Raw genomic sequence first — 3467 nt, forward strand, 5'->3', positions numbered from 1 at the left:
AAACAGCCCACAAATAAAATTCAGAGCCGTCCACCGCCGGACAGTCGGTAGACGTTAAACTAAAACGCTTGTGGATTCGGTCTGACGGGGGCATAGTCTTCCGATTGTGTCTAGTTAAGAGGAGTAGAAGCAAGAATCTCCCGTCACAGCGTAGCTTGACGGCGAGAGTGTCAATGTCTTGTATTTGGAGAAAGCTTGTGGATTTATCGCGCATTCCTGCCCAACCGAAACCCGGTTTAATTAACGTTTTAGTGGAAATTACCGCCGGTAGTAAGAATAAATACGAGTTTGATAAGGATTTAAACGCCTTTGCTCTCGATCGCGTTCTCTATTCTTCGGTACAATATCCCTGTGATTATGGTTTTGTTCCCAATACCCTCGCCGATGACGGCGATCCTTTAGATGGTATGGTGATCATGGATCAGCCTACTTTCCCCGGCTGTGTGATTACGGCGCGCCCTATTGGTATGTTAGAAATGATCGATGGTGGTGATCGCGATGAAAAAATTCTCTGTGTTCCCGCTAAAGATCCTCGTTATGCTGAGGTAAAATCCCTCAAAGATGTCTCTCCCCATCGCTTGCAGGAAATCGCCGAGTTTTTCAAAACCTATAAGAATCTAGAGAAAAAAGTCACAGAAATTCTCGGTTGGAAAGATGTGGACGCAGTAACCGCTTTAGTTGAACAGTGTATCGCTGCTTATAAGTAATCTCAGTCCAAAATCAGTTATCAGCTATCAGATTTGAGTTTTAAGTAAACGATGCTCAGTAGACATAGACCTAATATTATCCCAAGGCTAAAAGTTTTTCTGCTTAAGAGATTTGTCCGAATAGAAATGGTTTTAATTACTTCATATTTTTTCAATATAGCAACGAAAGATCTATGTCTCAATTAGCGAACTATTTGTTAGTACACAAGAGAAAAGTAAGCTTTGATTGGGTTATAATTCTTGGAGATGTCTATTGACAAGTTTGGCTCTCTTTTCACTGATTACTGCTCACTGATAACTGAAATCCCCACACCCCAATTTATGCGAATAGAAACCTTAAAATCGGGTTTAATCGTCTCCTGTCAAGCGCCAGTGGAGTCATCTCTGCACGATCCTGTAATTATTGCCGCCATGGCTCATGCTTGCGTGGATAGGGGTGCTTGTGGGGTCAGAATTGATAGTCCCACTCATCTGAAAGCCACCCGTCAACAATTGCCGGATATACCGATAATTGGGCTCTGGAAACGCAATTATCGCGATTGTTCGGTATATATTACTCCCAAATATCAAGATGCTCTCGCTATTGCCGATGCGGGTGCAGATATAATTGCCTTGGATGCTACCCCAAGAAAGCGTCCTAATGATGAAAATTTAGCCACAATTATCGATCGTATTCATCAGGAAACTGGTAAATTAGTCATGGCAGATATAGACTCGATCGAAAGTGCTATTTATGCCGTGGCAGCCGGTGCTGATATTGTCGGTACAACTCTTTACGGTTACACAGAAGCAACTAAAAATCTGCCACCGCCGAGTTTTTCTTTCCTAGAAGAATTAGTTAATAAGTTATCAGTTCCTGTTATCTGTGAAGGAGGAATATCGACTCCAACAGAAGCAAAAAAAGCCCTCGAAGTTGGTGCATATTCGGTAGTTGTTGGCACGGCAATTACAGGGATTGATTTAAAAACTACCGCTTTTTTACAAGTAATTTTATCAAAAGATTAATGGGAGGCAAAAAAAACAAAAAGTTTAGCCGCACCTCCTAAAATAGCGACAACCAAAGCGATTAAAATCCCCCGGTTTGTGAATTGCTGATAGGCAATCCCTGCGGTCAATCCGTTAATTTTTTCCTTACTACAATAGCCAAAAACCCTTATCCAGCAATGGATAAACCCGTTAACTTTTCTTAACGTACCCATGTTTATTGTAATATTTATTAATAGACAGGGATGGATCATATTTGCTAAAAAGGAGATCAAGTCAAAAAAAAGAACCCTTGGCAACCTCTCAAAATTACCCGATGATATTATCAAAATTAGCCACAGCAAGAGGATTTAATGGCGAGACTTGTAGCCATAGTTTAGGACAATTATTAGACTTAGAGAAAGCCTTAGATTTATTAAAGGTTTCCCTGATTTGTCCCCAGTAACTGGGCATCAGAAATTCTCTTAATCCCTCCTACAGCACAGGTTATGACCTTGTGTCAAAGGGCAAGTCTAGTAATAAAATGATCAAATTCTAACTACGCCACCGTAAAATTTGTGCTTTAATGGGGTTGACAAAATCCCGTTTTTCTGCTTGAGATTTTTCGTATTCTTGCTTGAGGCGATAATACCATTTGGCCTGGGTATCGGCATCATCAATTAACATCAAAGCTGGATGATAACTAAGTCCTTCCTGTTGTTTAATCACCACATCGCGATCCTGTTTAAGAAATTGTCGGGTTAAATAACGCAAAAGAGGGGTTAAAAATGCCAACCAAGGAATCGTATAGTATAAACTTTGATGGACTTCGCAGTGATTTTCATCGATGGGAGTAATTGCCGTAAAAGCACAGGCCAAATAGCGATCACCTCGTAGTATTTCTGTACGCACCGAGGGCAATTCAAAAACAATTTCAATCGATACCTTATTACCCAAAATTTTATAAGGTTTCGCACTTACGGGCATATCATAGGGGGCAAGACGAAAACCGAGGGGAACTGGTTCGTATTGTTTTTCTTTGACCCGAAATTTGCGCGGACCGCTGCGCCACCACCAAGAAGTATGAACGTAGGGACCGTGGGCCGGATCCATCAATCCCACCACCGCATGGTCAATATTGCAGTCAAAAGTGATAGTTTCGGCTATTTTGGGGGTAAGTTTGCCAAAATCGCTAATAATCGGCACAGGAGGCAGATTTTCTTGCTTAATTTCCCTTTTTGAGTCTGCCGGAATAAACACCCAGATATGACCTTGTATTTCGCGACAGGGATAACTGGTGACACAAATTCGGCTAATATCAAGGCGATCGTGTTCGGTTAATGAGGGTATCTCAGAACAAACGCCATCGCTAGTGTTAAATTTCCAGCCATGATAGCAACAGTACACCCCATCCCCTTCAATCCAGCCATGGTGCAGCGGAATGCCGCGATGGGGGCAAATATCCCGCAATGCGAACACTTCTCCATCCTCTCTCCTACCGACAACAATCGGTTCACCTAGCATTTTTTTGGCCATTAGCTGACCGGGTTTCAGTTTATTTGCCGGTGTGGCCACATACCAAAAGTCGCGCAGTAAGCTAGTCATAGGGTTTGTCTGGAGAGCTTCGATCGTTCATCCTATCATCAGAAATGAAGGTTTTGACATCCTCACCGCCGTAAAACGGACGGTGATTCCCAAACCTCACGATTTAGGTTTCTGCTTCTTTCCCTTGCGGGGTTTCGCACCTGCCTTAACAGATTTACTCTGTTCTGGTCTTATGGTCGCTCTACAGACTGA

At 42.4% G+C, this 3467-nt stretch carries 4 protein-coding genes and 1 pseudogene; 3 read left to right on the top strand and 2 right to left on the bottom strand.

Annotation, left to right across the window (positions count from 1 at the left end):
• The first annotated feature begins 197 nt into the window (after window positions 1-197).
• Both IM319_RS03225 and IM319_RS03230 read left to right on the top strand, forming a co-directional pair.
• The gene (locus tag IM319_RS03225) at window positions 198-707 is read left to right on the top strand and encodes an inorganic diphosphatase (RefSeq protein WP_004162542.1); all 510 of its coding nucleotides are present in this window, start codon (window positions 198-200) and stop codon (window positions 705-707) included.
• 321 nt (window positions 708-1028) lie between these two features.
• Window positions 1029-1712: an N-acetylmannosamine-6-phosphate 2-epimerase gene (locus IM319_RS03230; protein WP_287076561.1), complete on the top strand. Its 684-nt coding sequence runs from the start codon at window positions 1029-1031 to the stop codon at window positions 1710-1712.
• On the opposite strand, the pseudogene IM319_RS03235 reads toward IM319_RS03230, so the two are convergent.
• A pseudogene (locus IM319_RS03235) lies at window positions 1709-1834 on the bottom strand (DUF4164 domain-containing protein); the annotation flags it as partial. The gene IM319_RS03230 and the pseudogene IM319_RS03235 sit on opposite strands and share 4 nt — an antisense overlap.
• Window positions 1835-2007: 173 nt before the next feature.
• Here IM319_RS03235 and IM319_RS03240 point away from each other — a divergent pair.
• Complete coding sequence (locus IM319_RS03240) at window positions 2008-2136, top strand: hypothetical protein (protein ID WP_287734626.1); 129 nt, start codon at window positions 2008-2010, stop codon at window positions 2134-2136.
• An 89-nt stretch (window positions 2137-2225) separates the two neighbouring features.
• Here IM319_RS03240 and IM319_RS03245 read toward each other — a convergent pair whose 3' ends face one another.
• Window positions 2226-3275 carry an aromatic ring-hydroxylating oxygenase subunit alpha gene (locus tag IM319_RS03245; protein ID WP_004162539.1) on the bottom strand — a complete coding sequence of 350 codons (1050 nt, stop codon included), beginning with the start codon at window positions 3273-3275 and terminating at the stop codon, window positions 2226-2228.
• Between the last annotated feature and the right edge of the window lie 192 nt (window positions 3276-3467).

The organism is Microcystis sp. M113S1 (assembly GCF_020246945.1).
In the GTDB taxonomy this organism is placed as follows: domain Bacteria; phylum Cyanobacteriota; class Cyanobacteriia; order Cyanobacteriales; family Microcystaceae; genus Microcystis.

Excerpts from the sequence above, each read along its gene's own strand:
- IM319_RS03230 (WP_287076561.1), top strand. The coding sequence starts at position 1,029 with ATGCGAATAGAAACCTTAAAATCGGGTTTAATCGTCTCCTGTCAAGCG.
- IM319_RS03245 (WP_004162539.1), bottom strand. The coding sequence starts at position 3,275 with ATGACTAGCTTACTGCGCGACTTTTGGTATGTGGCCACACCGGCAAAT.
- IM319_RS03240 (WP_287734626.1), top strand. The coding sequence starts at position 2,008 with ATGATATTATCAAAATTAGCCACAGCAAGAGGATTTAATGGCGAGACT.